The 17,006-nt window shown below is 45.7% G+C and carries 16 protein-coding genes; all 16 read right to left on the minus strand.

What is annotated here, in order from left to right; translation table 11 throughout:
* Positions 1–79: 79 nt before the first annotated feature.
* On the minus strand, positions 80–529 hold the full coding sequence (locus MAHAU_RS14035) for a hypothetical protein (RefSeq protein WP_013782370.1): 450 nt from the start codon (positions 527–529) through the stop codon (positions 80–82).
* A complete protein-coding gene (locus tag MAHAU_RS14040; protein ID WP_013782371.1) occupies positions 526–1,881 on the minus strand; it encodes a DEAD/DEAH box helicase in 1,356 nt (451 codons plus the stop codon). Before MAHAU_RS14040 ends, MAHAU_RS14035 begins: the two co-directional genes overlap by 4 nt.
* Positions 1,862–2,143, minus strand: a complete 282-nt coding sequence (locus MAHAU_RS14045; RefSeq protein WP_013782372.1) for a PDDEXK family nuclease — start codon at positions 2,141–2,143, stop codon at positions 1,862–1,864. The genes MAHAU_RS14040 and MAHAU_RS14045 overlap by 20 nt, the downstream gene beginning before the upstream one ends.
* 230 nt (positions 2,144–2,373) lie before the next feature.
* Positions 2,374–4,761 carry a virulence-associated E family protein gene (locus MAHAU_RS14050; RefSeq protein WP_013782373.1) on the minus strand — a complete coding sequence of 796 codons (2,388 nt, stop codon included), beginning with the start codon at positions 4,759–4,761 and terminating at the stop codon, positions 2,374–2,376.
* A complete protein-coding gene (locus MAHAU_RS14055; protein WP_013782374.1) occupies positions 4,758–5,183 on the minus strand; it encodes a DUF7768 domain-containing protein in 426 nt (141 codons plus the stop codon). The genes MAHAU_RS14050 and MAHAU_RS14055 overlap by 4 nt, the downstream gene beginning before the upstream one ends.
* 1 nt (position 5,184) lies before the next feature.
* The gene (locus tag MAHAU_RS14060; protein WP_013782375.1) at positions 5,185–5,463 is read right to left on the minus strand and encodes a hypothetical protein; all 279 of its coding nucleotides are present in this window, start codon (positions 5,461–5,463) and stop codon (positions 5,185–5,187) included.
* Between the two features lies 1 nt (position 5,464).
* Positions 5,465–6,265 carry a phage antirepressor KilAC domain-containing protein gene (locus MAHAU_RS14065; protein WP_013782376.1) on the minus strand — a complete coding sequence of 267 codons (801 nt, stop codon included), beginning with the start codon at positions 6,263–6,265 and terminating at the stop codon, positions 5,465–5,467.
* An 87-nt stretch (positions 6,266–6,352) separates the two neighbouring features.
* Positions 6,353–8,326 (minus strand): DNA polymerase, encoded by a 1,974-nt coding sequence (locus MAHAU_RS14070; protein WP_013782377.1) that lies wholly within the window; start codon positions 8,324–8,326, stop codon positions 6,353–6,355.
* Positions 8,323–8,901, minus strand: coding sequence for a DUF2815 family protein (locus MAHAU_RS14075; RefSeq protein WP_013782378.1), 579 nt, complete (start codon positions 8,899–8,901; stop codon positions 8,323–8,325). Before MAHAU_RS14075 ends, MAHAU_RS14070 begins: the two co-directional genes overlap by 4 nt.
* Complete coding sequence (locus MAHAU_RS14080; RefSeq protein ID WP_013782379.1) at positions 8,898–10,034, minus strand: DUF2800 domain-containing protein; 1,137 nt, start codon at positions 10,032–10,034, stop codon at positions 8,898–8,900. The genes MAHAU_RS14075 and MAHAU_RS14080 overlap by 4 nt, the downstream gene beginning before the upstream one ends.
* Positions 10,031–10,354, minus strand: coding sequence for a hypothetical protein (locus MAHAU_RS14085; RefSeq protein WP_013782380.1), 324 nt, complete (start codon positions 10,352–10,354; stop codon positions 10,031–10,033). Before MAHAU_RS14085 ends, MAHAU_RS14080 begins: the two co-directional genes overlap by 4 nt.
* The gene (locus MAHAU_RS14090; RefSeq protein ID WP_013782381.1) at positions 10,329–10,556 is read right to left on the minus strand and encodes a hypothetical protein; all 228 of its coding nucleotides are present in this window, start codon (positions 10,554–10,556) and stop codon (positions 10,329–10,331) included. Before MAHAU_RS14090 ends, MAHAU_RS14085 begins: the two co-directional genes overlap by 26 nt.
* A gap of 116 nt (positions 10,557–10,672) precedes the next feature.
* Complete coding sequence (locus MAHAU_RS14095) at positions 10,673–11,167, minus strand: RNA polymerase sigma factor (RefSeq protein WP_013782382.1); 495 nt, start codon at positions 11,165–11,167, stop codon at positions 10,673–10,675.
* Positions 11,168–11,573: 406 nt separating this feature from the next.
* A complete protein-coding gene (locus tag MAHAU_RS14100) occupies positions 11,574–13,169 on the minus strand; it encodes an ImmA/IrrE family metallo-endopeptidase (RefSeq protein WP_013782383.1) in 1,596 nt (531 codons plus the stop codon).
* Positions 13,135–13,899 carry a M48 family metallopeptidase gene (locus MAHAU_RS14105; RefSeq protein ID WP_013782384.1) on the minus strand — a complete coding sequence of 255 codons (765 nt, stop codon included), beginning with the start codon at positions 13,897–13,899 and terminating at the stop codon, positions 13,135–13,137. Before MAHAU_RS14105 ends, MAHAU_RS14100 begins: the two co-directional genes overlap by 35 nt.
* Positions 13,892–16,999: a type I restriction endonuclease subunit R gene (locus tag MAHAU_RS14110; protein WP_013782385.1), complete on the minus strand. Its 3,108-nt coding sequence runs from the start codon at positions 16,997–16,999 to the stop codon at positions 13,892–13,894. The genes MAHAU_RS14105 and MAHAU_RS14110 overlap by 8 nt, the downstream gene beginning before the upstream one ends.
* Positions 17,000–17,006 lie beyond the last annotated feature (7 nt).

Consider the following 17,006-nt stretch of genomic DNA (forward strand, 5'->3'; position numbering starts at 1 on the left):
GAAGGCTCTCGTCATAATATTCGATGATATAAACTATATCATACGGGAAGGCAAACATTCCCTCGTAATTCCCTCATATTTATCCGAACAACATGCTGCGTAGGTGATTCAGCGCTGCTGCCCGTAGACGTTCTACCTGGCTTTCACTGTAGTTTAGTTCATTCATAAGCCGGTATGTAGCGCCGGACTTCTGATCGTTACCCATGTAAAACTCGGCAAGTATATGCTGCTCGGTATCTGTGAGGCTCGACCATGCCGGTTCAAACCAAGACATGTACTCCAGTGCCTGAGTGTATCTTTCTCGCAGTATGTCCAGCTTATCAAGCTGTGCAACCAGCTTGTCGGTACCTGCCTGAGGATTCCTTTCAGATGGCAGACCGGAAAGCTTTGGCGACCTGGGGGAAGCCATTTTCTCATACACATCCTTGATCTCCTGCGGAGTATTGTTGATGATAAACCGCATATTGTTATAGTCTCGGATGGCGGCAATAGTCGCTGCATTCTTATTTATATACTTTAGCGCAATCATATGAGCGCCTCCTTTAGGTTTGCTTTGACCGCATCGATAAGTGCGGCCTGGGTTTTATCTTTTCGCTTTAGAGTTTTCATAACTTGTTCGTCAATTGTGTCCTTCGCGACGATGTGATGAATTATCACTGTATCCCTTTGACCTTGTCTCCAAAGGCGGGCATTAGTCTGCTGGTATAGCTCCAGTGACCATGTTAGCCCGAACCATACAAGGCTAGAACCGCCGGCCTGCAGATTTAGTCCGTGTCCTGCGGATGCGGGATGGATAACGGCTACCGGGATTTCACCATCATTCCACCGTTTTATGGATTCGGCGTTATCCAACCGGATAGCCGGAAAGCGCTCCATTATCCGTTCAAGGTCGTGCTTATACCAGTAGGCTATAAGCACCGGTTTCCCATTTGCTGCTTCAATAATATCCTCTAAAGCGTCCAGCTTGCGATCATGAAGGCGGACAACCCCGCCGTTGCCGTCATAGACCGCACCGTTTGCCATTTGAAGCAGTTTATTACTCAATGCGGCAGCATTGACTGCATCGATTACCTTGCCTTTGAGTGAAAGCACCATTTCCGACTTCATGATTTCATAATGCTGTCGTTCATCCTTTGATAGATGGACTGGAATTTCATTTATCACCAAATCGGGCAACTTCAGATAATCAGTGTTTTTCATGCTGATAGTAATATCAGAAATAAGCCGATATATGGCTTCCTCCGCACCGGGCTTCGGCTTATAGGTAAATATGACCTGCTGATTCCGTTTATCCGGTACAAAATAGGCATATCGGAAATGGGATATATACCTTCCGAGCCGCTTACCCATATCAAGGATGCCGATCTCGGCCCATAAGTCCATCAATCCGTTGCTTGAGGGCGTTCCTGTTAAACCGACGATTCTTTTTACATTTGGCCGTACTTTTCTAAGCGCCCTGAACCGCTTTGAGGTATGAGATTTAAATGATGACAACTCATCGATAACCACCATGTCATAATCGAATGGTAAGCCGCTATCGTTGATGAGCCAATCCACATTTTCCCGGTTTATAAGATATACCTGCGCTCTCTGCAGAAGGGCGGCTTTTCGCTGGGCTTCACTGCCTACGGCGACTGAATAGGTAAGTCCATTCAGGTGATCCCATTTTTCGATTTCTGCAGGCCAAGTGTCTCGTGCAACTCGAAGCGGAGCAATAATTAACGCCTTGCGAATCAAGAAGCTGTCCAATGTCAGATCGAAGATGGCCGTCAAAGTAATGACACTTTTACCAAGACCCATTTCCAGAAGTATTGCCGCGATTGGATGGCTTAGTATGAAATTGGTGGCATATTCCTGATATTCATGTGGTTCGTATTTCATCCAGCATTCCTCCAATCTGACTCTCGTCGTCGATAACATAAACCTTAAACCCTAATTGTCGAAGCATTTCATGCCTTCGTTTCTGTAACGGTCGAGGTTTTGATCCACTCGCTTTTATTTCAGCAAATGCGATGATTCCCCCCGGCAGGAGGAGCAGCCTGTCCGGTACTCCATTAAAACCGGGGGATATAAATTTTAAAGCAAGTCCTCCTGCTGTCTTGACCGCTTTTATCAACTTTTGCTCGATATATTTCTCTCTCATGAGCACCTCCAGGTGTTCCCGAAATCCAAAAAATCTCTTACGCGCGTATATGCGTGTTTTCTTGCAATATATAGCCCTTTTTCTTTGCTATTATTTTTAATAGTAATCATTGGAACAATGGAACACAGGTCATAAAGCACCGCGCTAATTAATGAGCTGGCGCTTGTTCCAATGTTGTGTTCCAAAAGGCTGTTTTTGGCACATGGGAACAGGATTTTTTGTTCCTGACTTCACACATGTTCCAAAGCACGGTCTCTTGGAACAGAGTCAGGAACAGCCGCGCGGACATACACCCATTGCGGGCCGTATAACGGGATGCGCTCCTTTTTCGGTGCTATCTTCCATTCGCCAATTCCCGACATTATTGCAGAGATCTCGTTGCTGTCCATGCGTTTACAATTAGCGCGGTCTTTACCAAAGCACTCACACCAAATCTCAAGGTTGGAAACTGAGGTGCGTCTGCGGACGCCTGCTTTCCGGCTTTCTCCAAATTCGGTGCCATTTATATAAGCCCTGCGCTCATATAAGTCCATCGTGTCCCAATCTTCCGGCAGGAGCATATCTAGATAATCGCGTACGAGACCGTCGCGCTCATCAGATTCCATCGCTTCCCGCTGTTCCTCTTTAGCAAGTTTTTCAAGGCCGGGATCTAAATACAACTTTTCGCCCGCTTTAACATACGCAAGCGCTTCTGCCCATATCTGCAAGACTTCACTCTGCGCGAGCTGCCAAGACTTCTTTGTCCCATTGCCAGGTGTTTTTACCGGCCAGAAGCGGCGGTTGCCGGTAGTATCCCGAAGATATCCTTTCTCGGCATTGGTGGTTCCGAAGAAAACGCACTGCCGCATGTGCGGTGTTGCCCGGCGCCCGAAGCTGGCTCGGTAGATATCATTTTGCCGGGAAAGGAAGCTGCGGAGTGTTTCTAATTCAGCCTTCTTCAACCCAGCGAGTTCTCCAATCTCCAGTATCCAATAGCCCTGGAGCTTTTCAGCTGCTGTCTTGTCTTTGGTGTCCGATAGCGAGAGACTGTCAGAAAACCACTCTCCACCCAGCTTGGCAATTAAGGTGCTTTTGCCTCCACCCTGTGGGCCGTTTAGCACCAGCATGGAGTCAAATTTGATGCCGGGCGTCAGGACACGTGCAATTGCGGCGCACAGGGTCTTTCTTGTGACAGAGCGTACATATGCGTTGTCGACAGCGCCAAGGTAATCGACCAGCAGTGTATCCACGCGCGGGATACCGTCCCATTCAGGCAGAGTATCTATAAACTCGCGTATCGGATGATATGATCGGTCATCAGCCACCTTTGTAACTGCAATCTCATAATTTCGAGCAGAGAAGGTTCCGTAGCGGCTGTCGATATAACTGATTAGCTGGGCATCATCTGCGTCCCGCCAGAATCTTGATGGATGCTGCCACGGCACTTCACCCTTAATTTCCAAGCTGTCGGAGAGCTGGTTGAACACAATCCCCTTGAGCGCGGGGTCATTTTCAATAATCAACGTGAGATTGCGGAGGGTGTTCTTTACCGCGCCATTCTTCTCAAGCTCCAGCTGCTTTTGCCAGTTTTCATTATTAAACTCCGATTTAGCCTGCGCCTTGCGTTCCTCGGCGAATTGCTCCTTGACGCGTTCATCCTTAATCGCCAGCTCCGTCATTGCTCTAAAAGACGGAAGTTTACCGGGTGGAGTATCCTCGGTTGTTTTATCATCCAGATCGCGGAATCGATGTATACGCACAAGGTCAAACGAGTTGAGCAGCTTTCCGCATGCCGGGTCAGTGGCATGGTGACTATAGGCAAACTTTCCGTCGTATATGACCAGGCCTGCCGAAGAATCAGCAGGAATATAATCGTACCTTCCGTGGATTGCGCTTGGCTCATATACATCAGAAAGAAACTCTTCTATTGCTTCCATGATGGAATACGCTCTGCAAAACGCCCCCACTGCACCTTCCTTTGTCAGCGGATCAGCTTGACGGGTTATCTGCCGCCGCACAATCTCTGATTGCCGTGATGACACCGGCCATGTAGAGGTATCTCGCCAGTCAGCATATTTGGAAAGATACACGTCCGGATCAAGCAGAGTTCCATCTTTCTCCCGAAATACAAACTCGCCGTCGGATGGCGTCGACGGCCAGTACATTAACCGCGAAGCTTCATAGGTGGTATCATCGAACAGATCAATTCCGATTTCTTTTGCCACCATGCGGCCTAACGCTGGATATTCGTCCTCGCTGACCTCGCGGGAAAGGGGTACGATTAGCCGAAGTCTCGGAGCCTCAGGCGTATGCTTATGCGTGGAATATACACAGCACTGCCAGTCATGGAGAGACTCAATCATATCCCAAGTATCGGACTTTGCATAATCCATATCCAGGGTAAGCATCGAGCGGCATAGCACATAACCGTTTCTGCGCTTGCCCTCGCGAAGGACTCCTCCTACGAAACCACCCACATCCTTAATTGCGTCTTGACGGGCACGGTTCATCTTACGGAACTCCGACACCGTTTCAGTTGTACGCTTTGTGGTACGGACGGTGTTTTTGAAGTCCTCCCATGTGATGTCACGATTCTTCCACTTTCTGTCCATACGGCTGTTTCCGACCGCTATCTTCATATCCGCTCCACCTCATCGCAGTTTTCCGTAAAGTATCTGATTGGAATATGCCGCCGTTTTGCTTTATCGATTTCGGCGGCCATCCCCGGAGAAATGTTGCTACCAAATACCCAGAGTTCATCACATTTACACAGCCACACCATACCAAAAAACAAGCCAAGTCTCCGCTGCACCGGATCGCTGTCGTCCAATACCTGCGGGTAAAGCAGGTGTGGTGCGAACGGAATCGCGCTTTCATTCACTGCAAACTTTAAATATCTCTTGGCGTTTATGGTATTGCGCTTGATGTCGCCTGCATAGGGAGAACAAATGAATACACAGGGTTTCCGGCCTTTCGCAATTTCCTCGCGGATAATATTTTCCAGCGCTTCTGCAGCAGTGGGATCAGGATATCCTTCTGCATTAAATTTGCTGATGTGCATTTTAATCACCACTATACAGCAACGCGTCCGCGGCATCTGCATCTGTGATGCCTGTTTCTTGCACAAGCTGTGCTTTGAACCGCTCAAGTTCACCCTTGAGATACCCGTTCTCGGCTGCCAGCGTCTCGGCCTTGGTTTCAAACCTTATCCCTTCAGTAAGGCCATTAATTACAGCAAAGGTTAAGCAAAAGATGCAAAGATACATTAATACGCAGGGAAGCGCGGATGCTATTTTTGAAATGAGTTTTCCCCCAGGTTTCGTTTTCATTTCTCTTTCCATGTCACATTACCTCAAATTCAAGGCTTTGTTCGATAAGCGGCAGATAGCCATGGGACTTAAGCAGTTCGTAGATAAAGAGGCGGCCTTTCTGTGTCCAGTAAGTATGGACTTTCGCGTGATACTCACCATCGCTGCCCAGATAGTTATGGGTTTTGGTGCAGGTATATCCGTTCTGCGCATATTTTTGATACAGAAGCCAGATGTTGCCCTGCTTGTACTGCACTCCGAGGGTGTGAAGATACTCATTAAGCCATTGACCGGACTTCCCATAATCTTTTGCGATAGTAGTAATTGCAACAGCATCTTTGCAGTTTAGGATAACATCATAGTAACTGGCCTTTGGTTTCATCTCAGCAATTTGCTGTCTTTGGATGTGAACTGTTTCTGTAAGAGCAGCATTTCTTGTCCGCTCAGCCTTAAGCTCCTGAAGTGCCATGATCAAAAGATCAGGATCGGCAAGCAGTTCATCCACGGCATATACTCCATGCCTTCGGATGGAAGGAAGGACTTCATGAGTCACCCAGTGCTTAAACTTCTTCGCTTCAGGTTTGCGGGAAAGCAGGATAACGTTATAAAGCCCGCTCTCGCTAATAACTGTAATTGGCTCATTGCTTCGTGACCCTAAGTATTGTTTAGGGTCAACTTTCATTTGCTCGTCCTCGTCCAGCCTATCTGCAATCATGCTGGGATTCGAAAGCTCGAGTACATCACAGACATCCTTTAGAACCCACCACGTTTCCCCGCCGCGTTGGACAGTCCGAATATCCTTGCCTTCGTAATTGAATACTGTCAGTTCGTTCATATTGAACCTCCTAAAAATATGGATTCGGAGCGATAATATGCTCCTGCCCATATGCGAAAATCAGAAGTAATTCGAACCCCCCCACAATCAGTCTTTTTTATAAAACTGACATTCGAAGCCATCAGCGCATAGGAATAAGCCCTCCGCCCAAGGCGGTGTTTCGCTCATAATGCGGCAAACAATCTCCGGCGACACATCGCATGATGTTTCTATAACCACCTCATCATGAATGTGCATAACAATCGAAAAACCCATGCTGCTCAGCCTTTGCATCGCATAGCAGAGAATATCCCGGCTTATTGCCTGCACGATGTTCTCGACAAATTTCGGGCCATAGCTTTCGATGCGCTCCCACTTCTTTGAAGCGCCAACGCCTTCGTATGTTATCGAATCGGAGCCAAAGCGGTTAGCTTCAATGCGCGGCTTTACATAAGCAAGCTTTCTGCCGGACGGGAGTGTGATAAAGAGAAATCCACTGCGGTATTCAAATAGGATGTTGTGTGTTTGTTCTGCGGTCTTTTCCCGTACTGCTGTTTTTGCTGCACGGTCAACATCCCACCATAGTCTGGTGATGTTGGGATTCGCTGCACGCCATGCGGTTACCAACGGCTGGAGTTCATCCTCTGCAAGGCCCATATCAAGAGCACCCATCGCTTTGAGAGCACCGACCGATCCACCGTACCCGAGAGCCAGTTCAGCGATCTTGCCCTTTTGCCGAAGCGGACTGCCTTTTGTTATTTCCTCGATGGGAACACGGAACATCTGGCTCGCCGACGCTTCATAGATCTTCCCGTGGCTTGCAAACACCTCATTTCGCCACTGTTCTCCGGCAAGCCATGCAATGACACGGGCTTCGATTGCACTGAAATCAGCAACGATAAACTTGTATCCGGGCATAGGTACAAAGGCGGTACGGATAAGCTCCGATAGAACGCCTGGTACGGAATCGTATAGGATTTCCAAAGCATCGAAGTCACCAGACTTAACAAGCTGCCGAGCCTGAACCAGATCAGGTAAATGGTTCTGCGGAAGGTTCTGAACCTGAATCAGCCTGCCTGCAAATCGTCCGGTTCGATTCGCACCATAAAACTGCAATAGACCTCTGACTCTGCCGTCCGAGCATACTGCGTTCTCCATAGCCGTGTATTTCTTGACGCTGCTCTTGGCGAGGTCTTGCCGTAATGCCAGCACCTCCCGGAAACTCTCCGGCGCTGTTTTCAGTAGTTCCTTGACGGCTGCTTTACCAAGTGTCTCGGTTTCCAAGCCATTTTCAGCAAACCACGCCTTCATCTGGGCAACAGAGTTGGGATTGTCCAGGTCGGTGATATCTCGCACGGCTTCGGTAAGTACGGTCCTTGATCGCCTGTCACAACGGATGGCCTCTCTAATCAGATCCATATCTAAACAGATGCCCCGATCATTAATCTCCTGATCAAGGATGTAGTACTTCCATTCGTCCTCCGGCACAGGGAATTTTGAAAGCCGCTTCATTATTGCCATTTCCGTTTCTACATCGCGAGCGTTATATTCCTTGTATTTCTCCCACTTATCCGGTGCATGAACCGGCAGGTTACGCGTGCGCCCGCCATTAGACTTGGTGGGTTTACAGGGCGAGGAAAAATAGCGAATGAGCTCCTTGCCCTCGGTCAGCTTCTGTTTCTCCGCACCCGTGACCAAAGCGGCGCCCTCCAGCGAGAGGGGTAATCCGAGATAGGCGGACCACACCATCGTGCAGCGCCACGATGCCGGATTAAGGAAATTGCTATTCCCATTCAAAGCTTTTAAGTTGATACCTTGGCGCTCCAGCCAGCGCGACAGGCAGACCCGCTCAAACTGCGCATTGTGTGCCCATTTCACAACTGTTTCGTCTGTTAGCGCGTCTAAAACTTCAGTCGGTAGAGCTTCTCCCGAAGCCAGATCAATAACACGCACCTCATCATCGTCTGCACAGTATCCAAAAAGGAGCACCTCAAAGTCCGGCGCCTCTGAATAGCGATAGACCCCGGATTTACCGAGGTCTGTTCCGCTATATGTTTCAATGTCTATAAAGAGCTCTCTCATGACAGGAAGTCATCATCGCTGTCTGTGGCAAAATCATCTACTGCGTTAGAGCGACTGCCCAGCGGCTCTCCGTCTCGGATTTTTTGGATGTTGCCAAGGCCACAGGCAATGCCCCTGTTGCCGTTGGAGTTGAAAGCGTAGAAATTTATCGACACCCTGGCATATACACCGGAGTAAACCTCAGAGCGGTCAAGGATCGGCTCAAGTTGGCGGTTAACGATCTGGGGAGCCGTGGTGGAGTTGGCATTAACGAAATAGCTGTTGGCGTAGGCTTCGTCGTCAGGGCGGTCTATGTCACCGTCACGCAAGGGGAGCTTAAGAGCTGCTTTGTTCGGTATCTTCCCGCCGAATTTACCCTTGCCCTCCTCGATGGCAGCGTCCACGGCTGCATTAATAGCCGCAATGGTCTTGGTATCTGACTTCGGGATGATCAGGCTGACACTATATTTTTCAGTGCCTCCGTTTATGGACTTTGGCTCCCATACATTGGCATAGGACAGGCGAACAACACCGGTAACGACCTTAGTGGGGTTCTTTCTAGGATTAGAGTTTGTACGGTTATCAGTATTTGTCATGATTTACATTCCTCCATAAAATCAATTTTTGCGTTCGATATGTTCATAGGTGGACGCTTATCCGAAAGCGGAACAAGCGTCGGCTTACTCAGCGGTTTGATAATGAGCCCGCCGAGGACTTCGTTGAATTTTGATTTTCCCATTAGCTTTTCCATCTCAGTAATGGTGATAAGGCTCTGCCTGTAGATGTCACGATATCCGGCTGCCTTTGCCGCTGCAGCGACGGCTCCTTCATCGGAATACTTACGATTGGAGCGCCCCTCGACCACCTTGAAGCCAGGCCACTGTTTTCCGCGATTCACAGCCGCATCGGTGGCATAGGCAATGATTTCATTGGCCCAGCTCGTCAGATCGCCGATTGAGGCGAGTATTTCAGATATCTCCTCATCAGAGAGCAATGGTGGCAGGGCAAACTCGAAAGCTGCCAGCTTCATCTTTGACTCAGCTCTTGCTCTGCACTTAACTGCCGCCTTGCAAAACCGGCAATGCTCTCCGGGCACATATTCACCTCCGCCTTCATAGGCAAGGGCTGCAGTAGGTTTTAGGACTTCCTCTGCCCATTGGTAAAGCAATTCCTTAGAAACCGTATAAGTACTTACGTTTTCGCGTCTCGGCTGGAAAATGGTCATGGACACTTTGCCGATATCGTAGATGCCATCAAACAATTCCAAAGCGCCGAGAGCGTAAAGCTTCATCTGCGGGTTGTCCTCAGCTTCAACCAAAACGCCCTGGCCGTACTTGAAATCCACGATGTGGAGCGTCCCATCGGCTATAATCACGCAATCTCCTGTGCCGAAGCCATCCTTAACATATTTGGAGAAGTCTAACTTCTGTTCGATGAGCACCAACGGGTCGGAACATCTCTGCTTTGCTAAAGCGATCTGTTCCAGCACGAAAGACACGTAATCGTCTGTATGAGCGTCCATCTCATCGCTGTCGTACTTTGATACAGGCTTCTTGGAGCGCATCTTTAAGGCTTTGCGGAGCTTGTGTTCAGCAAGCGCATGGGCAGCTGTCCCTTCGTCGGCAGCAGCGCCGGAGTTATCGTCGAACTCCAACTCCAGCCGTGCCGACGGAGTACAAGCTAACCAGCGGTGTGCACTGGAAGCAGAGAGAATAGCATGTTCGCTCATTCCAATGCCTCCGCTTCCGCAAGAAGGGCGGCATACCTGTTTGGATCGATCTGGCTGAGTTTTGACGCGCCATACTTTTCAAGAAGGCCTCGGACCTCGGCTGTAAAACCGTCATGGGACTTTTCAGCCAAAACCGCGCGCACTTGCTCCAATGTAACTGCCTTTTCCTCGGGCTTCTGAGTTGGCACCTGAGTTGGTGTTTCAGGCTGTGATGCATCGACAGGCTCATTGCCTGCTATTGCATCGGCCGCTGCCTGCAAGCTGTCCGCCAGAGATCTCAGATCCGTGACAACATCAAGAAGCAGTTTGATCTTGCTCATGCTCCACGCCTCCTTCCTTGATTTCCTTGATCTCAACCGTTTCGACCGAATCGCCCGGCGTGATCACGAATACGCCGATCTTCTCTCCGAACAGCCAATTTAAAAGCCTGCTGCGGATACTCTTAGAGCCGCTTTTTATCACAGGATCACGGATGCCGCCGGGTCTGGCAACGCTGATAGTAACCTTGTGTTTCAGACTCATTTTTTTGTCTCCTTTCTGGGGGCGATTTCCTGCCCCCTCATCGATAAGCGAAAAAGGGAGTTCTTTCGAACCCCATTTCAGAAAATATTTTTATATAAATGGTTTTTTGAACCCTATCAGGATAGTATTTTCCTAAGCTTTTCTTGGAGCTTCTTAAGGCGGCCGCGAATAGCTGCTTCCGTAACGCCTTCCTCTGCTGCAATCTCAGTGTTGGTTCGTTTTTCCAGATACACCTTTTTGAAAAGCTCTTTTTGCTGGGGTAAAAGACATTCCATAGCTATTCTTAACTTGTCCAGCATATCTCGATGTTCGGCTTCATTTTCTGCCTGAATTATAAGCAGTTCAGGATTTCCAGTCTCATCAGCAAGATACTTATTACGATCATCGGCATCTTCGCCTTCGCCGTCATGATAGGCATCCAGATGTGCTGTTACCCGATAATCGTATCGGCGTTGCTCGTCCACTTCGTTATCATCCATAGTGTGTAAAAGCTGGATGTCCGCTTCGGTGACACCATTCTCGCCTGGAGTTATTACGATTTTTGCTCCATCTGCGGTGTAATAAATGTAGTTGATTCTCTTCTTTTGGCTTGTTTTGAAATTCCTTGACATGTTTTTGCATCCTTTCCGCCGGATTGCATTGGCGGCGAGGATGCATAAAAAAGCCGGTGCTTCGATGTACACCGGCCACAGTTACCTAAAATGGGCATAGCAAGGCACGGTGGGTACATCTGAAGCTCCCCGCATGGCTCTTGCCATGTTCAGAACTTCCTATGTATCCCGCCGCCTTAATGCGCATCTCGGGCTTTGAGATTATTTTATTTTCCAGAGAGGATGAGTTACTTTTAACTCATCCTCTCTTGTGTTCATTATCGCATTTCTAAAATTTACATGTCCAACTCGGTAAGTTGGTTGAAACCCTATCGAAATGACGAGGATTATGATTGAAATTTAACTTTTGGACATAAAAAAGGACCCCTTTCGGAGTCCAAAACCAACTTAATGAGTTATCGAATTATTAATCTTCATCATCTTTTATTGTACTACCCAGTTTTGGTATGCCTGCCTGTTCCAAAACACTGTTAAAATCTTGTATCGACAATCCGGGCATATTCTCTAGTATATGGATGTATGTCTTGTCCGGGTCTTTATAGTAATCTAATTTGTTTAAAGACTTTTCGAATATCTTTTCTATAATACGGAGATTCAGACCTAATCCAACACAGATCGCCATCAATACATCAGTACCAATATTGTTGTACTTATCATTTTTTATTTTTCCGTGGTAATTCTTATGGAGCAACGTTTTTTCATGAAATATTTCAGGATACTTCCATTTTCTGTTCTCCATCAGAAACCATAAGCACTGACACAACGTGGTTGTCGGATCTCCTAATTTTTTAACTAGCTCAATCTCTTCATTTTCGTCATAGGATAAGATGTGTTCGTGGAATGCTGCATAAACCTCATCTGGTTCATAATCGAAATTTGCCTGATATTTTGGATGGAATGTCAGCATCCGCTGATCAACTCCAACAACATTATACAGGACAGTATACGCCATGAAGTCTTTTTGAATATTCTGATAGGCTGAATATTTTTGCTCGTGTATATTAATAGCACATTTAGCCAGGTTCTTTTTTGCTTTGGTGCTTAAATGCAGTATCCCATTTTCTGTTGTTATATATTTAGGGTCTGCCAGTACAAAATAACCATCGACAAATACGAATCGTCCACCGCTGACCCACTCTTGGAGAGTAGAGTCCAGACGCAGTAATTGATACGCTTCTGCAGGAGTCAAGGCAACAAATTCTTTACGGTTATTAATTTCAGCAAAAATCGTATCATAATCTTCAAATTCAGATATTTTTTCGAGAAGTCCAACTTCAATAAGACGATATTTTACAGATGCCCTCGATGCAATAAAGAATTCGCTTAGGTCTTCAACTAAAATATCGCAGGAGGGGACAATATTGTTCTGTGGATTCATGTAACGATCAATCAGTTCCAGAGCTTTTTGCTTAAATGTCTTATATGGCATCAGCACTCTCGGGGCTAACCTGTGTGCCTGCCATTCCAGCCATTTTACTTCGTTCTCCTTTGTTTTTTTCCCTTCCGGCGGTTCGTAGAATGTTTCTGACTGGCGGCACATGATCGGATAGAGTTTTTCAGTAGCCTCAGCATTTTTGAGTGCTAAAATTTCAAAATAAGTTTTATCCTTCTCCCAATGCAATGCTTCATGAATTAGAGTGTTTCGTTTAGAGCCTTCGCCGTATAGCGCTTCAGAATTGGGATCGACTAATATAGTTCCAGCAGGGAAGAAGGTAGAATGATATGTACCAGACTCACGATCGTAGACTTCAACCTCACCGTCAAGCAACATGCAGCATCCAAAAATGTCCAAGTTTCTGGAAAGGGATACTTCCTTGACTGTAAGGCCGACTTTCTGCAGAATCTTTTCAACGGGCAGCGGCATCGGCGTTGTCAGAGCTTCTTTACAATGCCTTGTTAAGAATTTTGTAGCGTAATCATCAAGGCGATTTTTTCCAAGAATTAGTGCTCCGGTTTTTTTATTTACATCAAAGATATCGCTCGATGTCGGTCTGCTCGTCATCTGTTTCCTTTTCTCCTTTCTCCATATGGTCAAGAGGCATAGTAGCCAGAATCTTCTTTACTTCTTTCCAAGTAGGGCATAATTCCTCAATAAGCGCATGGAATCGGTGTGTATGGTTTCTCTCCAATAAATGTACCAGTTCATGAATCACCACATATTCAAGACATTCCATTGGTTTCTTGACAAGCTGAAGGTTAATCCATATCCTACGTTTATCAATATTGCATGTACCCCACCTGGTTCTCATATTTTTGATTCGAAATTCCTCTGCATGAATTCCCGTCTTTTTCTCACAGTCTATTACAACAGTCTCCAGTACCCGTTTTAATTCCTTCCTGTACCATTCGATGAGCAGCTTTTCTCTTGCCTTAGTGTTCGTTCCCTCTGGTACTGTCATTATTATTTTAGTCGGTGTCTTGACAACTTTATGACGTGTTCCCTCATACACTACCTGCAATCGGTAAGGCTTACCCCACAAATAATGGGATTCTCCGGAAACATATTCTCTCTTGCTTTGACGTTCCTGTGCCAACATCCTGTCTCTGACTTTAGTGATCTCCGGTATTTTTTTAAGAACAAACATTTCGATATCCTCGTCCTTTATTCCGGTTGGCGTGCTGACAGTAACATCACCCTCTGGCGGGTTTATCCTGATATATAAATTTTTCAGATTTTCCTTTCTGATAATCTCAATCGGTAATCCACCGATTATCATTTTTTCATTACGCATCGTATTCTTCCTGTCTTTGTACTATTTCGAAAACATTATTGGTTTCTTCCGTCGCTCTGTCTTCAGTATACATATGAGACAATAATTTTTTATATATAGCAAGTCTAATACGCTGCTGTTTTTGAAAATTTCTTTTCCAATCAGGCTGGATGGAAATGCGAATCGCATTGTCAACATCGACCGTCAGTTCAACATTATTTTGAAAATAATCATACAGAGCACGCCTTGCTGCGCTATCTTTGACCTCATCAGGATAGTTGCTGGTTGTTTCCGGATGAAGAATAGCCTCTGCCAATTCAACGACTTGTCTGAGGTATTCTTCATAACTCATCGCTTCCGCCTTGCGTTGTAGGATAATTTTCTTAAGCATTTCTGACATTTTACCGTAATACACACTGTTTGAACTCATTTTTCTGACAATTTCATGCTGCAAGTTGTTTTCAATAATCTCTGCTTTTGCTTCGTTAGTACCAGGTAAATCTTTGACTAAATCGACTGGCGTGGTGGTTTTACCCTTTAGAAGCAATTCGACAATTGACATATTTCCCAGTTCACTGATAACCCTGGAATCTTCGGCGCGGATATAAGTGTCAAGGATATAACACATATCCGCCTCATAAGGCTTTAGGTCGATATAGTCGCAGCTTGCCAGCTTTATCATTTCTTTAATTTTGTTGTATCCGGAAATCTCTTCGCGCAAATGATTGACATCATCTTCCGAATAGCCATAATCAGATACAAGTTTATCACAACAATTCACAAAAGAACGAGTGAGCGCCGCCGTTAACGTGTACAGAGTATCTCTACGCGCTGTTTTTTCATCGTCTTCGCTGTTATCTCCGCAGAAATATTCAATGAAGTCAGTATCAGCTTTCGGTTCCGGAACGTTCTCGAATAATGCCTCCAACGATGCAAGTGTACCTTCCATTTCTGACTTTGCTTCATCATAGCGACCTTTAATAAGTCCTTCGACATCCTCTTTGTCAAACCCATCAAATGCCTCTGACGTATAATCAGAAATGGCAAGCTGTAGATTACGGAATAAATCCATATAATCAACAATATAACCATAGTCCTTATCTTCGCCATCCGGTCTATTGACACGACAAATAGCTTGAAAAAGGTCATGGTCACGCATGGATTTATCAATGTATAGATAAGTGGCACTTGGTGCGTCAAAGCCTGTCAGCAATTTATCAACCACAATAAGAAGCTTCATTTGTGCTGGGTTTTCTTTAAATTGCTTCTTCACATCTTTTTCAAATTCCGAGAGCTTCTTGCCACCAAGCATCCGCTCATAAATGGACTTTTTGTATTCTTCGCTTTCCTGTGAGAGATCAGAAGTAGCCGTCCGCACACTTTGGGTGGTTGACTCATACGATGTTACAACGGCACATTTTGTAAAGCCCATGCTCATGAAAATTTCCCAATATCTGCAGGCTTCGTAGATGCTATTAGCAACGAGCATAGCAGTACCGCGATCTTCTTTCAATCTTGGTTTAAGACTCATATCAAAAACTATATCAGATGCTATTTTCTCCAAGCGTTGCTTTGAGCTATATAGTTTTTTAATGGAAGTCCAACTTTGTTTGAGTTGGAGCTTTGCGCGTTCTGTTAAGCCCTTTGTTTTTTGTTCAAACCACAGGTCAACTTTATCTTGACTGGACAAATCCTGGTCAACATCTCTTGCCTCATATCTCAAGTCCAAAATAACACCATCGGCCACACCTTCATCAAACTTATAAGTATGAATGTATGGGCCGAAGATTTCAAGGCTTGTTTTCTTATCCGTCTTAAGCAATGGAGTACCAGTAAAACCAATTAAGACTGCATCGGGCATCAATGTTTTTACTGCTTCATGCAGCTTGCCAGAATTGGTACGATGGCATTCGTCTATAAAAGCAACGATGTTTCCCTTTGCCTTAAAGTCTTTCGGAAGATCCTTCAGAAGTTCCTTACGGTATTGGTCTATATCTGCTTGTTTCCCCGCATTATGACCATACTTGTGAATTAGCGAGCAAACAATCGGGTCATCGCTTTTATCTAAAATATCACGAAGGTCCTTACAGCTTTTTGCTCTGCGTACTTTTTCGTTTACGTCGATAAAAAGACTTTCAATCTGGTCATCCAATTCTTCTCTATCTGTGATAATTACAACACGACTATCAGGGACATTTTCTACAATCCATTTTGTAAGCCACACCATAATTAGAGACTTTCCTGAACCCTGTGTGTTCCAAATAATACCGCCCTGTTTCTCAAGAATTCTCTTTCTTGCAGCAATATTAGCAAAATACTGGTTATGTCTTGGAATTTTCTTAATACCGGCATCAAAAATCACAAAATCATGTACAAGAGATAAAAAGCGTTCTTTCTGGCAAAGTGAAATAACACCATCTCTCAGACGATTCGCTTCCTTTTGCTGTAGCGTTTTGATTTTTGCAGACAAGTCATCTGTTGCATTTTTATCTTCTTTCCATTTAAGGTAATACTTTTCTGGTGTGTTGATAGTACCATAAAACAATCCTTCGGCTTCATTTCCTGCAAACAAAAGCTGTATAGCACCAAAGAAATTGAGTATGTTTTCCCTTTTCTGATTAGTTAACATCTGTCGAATACCCGTGCCCGAGCTGACATAGGAACTTTTCAACTCAAATACACCCATAGCTATGCCGTTAATATACAAGACCAAATCAGGACGCTTTCTTGTTACTTTGTCATACCGAAGGACGGACACCTCCTCAGCTACGGCAAAATCATCTTTGTCGATATCCACCCAATCGATGTAATGCACGGTCTGGCGTTGTCCATTGGCATCTTTTATTCCCTGCCGACCATAACGAAGGAGGGAATATACCTTCTGGTTAATCTCATAAAGCGTATCAGCCTGGTTATTGATCTTGCTTACGAGTTCATTGATGGCAATCTTAATCTGGTCATCGCCATACCCACGCTTTTTCAGATTCGCTCTCAGAAGTTCTTCTTTTACAGATGTGTTATCGATATCCTCTAAATTACCAAGATAAGTGTAGCCCAGGTCATCAACCAGCCAGTGAAGAACTCTATTTTGCAATTTCTTCTCAGCATCAACTGTTGCCATCTTGATT

The organism is Mahella australiensis 50-1 BON (genome assembly GCF_000213255.1).
Taxonomy (GTDB): domain Bacteria; phylum Bacillota; class Clostridia; order Mahellales; family Mahellaceae; genus Mahella; species Mahella australiensis.